The sequence below is a fragment of the Patiriisocius sp. 208BN25-11 genome (assembly GCF_058147145.1).
On record NZ_JBYVJY010000114.1, the window covers coordinates 1 to 241 of the forward strand.

At 37.8% G+C, this 241-nt stretch carries 1 pseudogene; it reads right to left on the reverse strand.

What is annotated here, in order from left to right:
- Positions 1 to 29 precede the first annotated feature (29 nt).
- Positions 30 to 134 (reverse strand): annotated as a pseudogene (locus ACY2RS_RS15790) (hypothetical protein); the annotation flags it as partial.
- Positions 135 to 241: the final 107 nt, after the last annotated feature.

A 241-nucleotide genomic window follows, 5' to 3' on the forward strand; every position in this document is an offset into this window, starting at 1 on the left:
TACCTGTCTTCATAATGCAAAACTATTTTTTATGGATGCAGTGTATCTGCATTGTTATACTTGGCTCGCATTTGCTTTATGCGTTCCGTTATTTTCGTTCTTAACTTCTGGGGCTCAATTACCCTCACTTTTTCTCCAAATTGTAATCATGTACTCTCTAACTCGTAATTCAGCATCACCGAGAGTTGGATAACTATTTCTGCTTCATTTTTTGATATTCCTCTTTGCGAACCGTGCATGG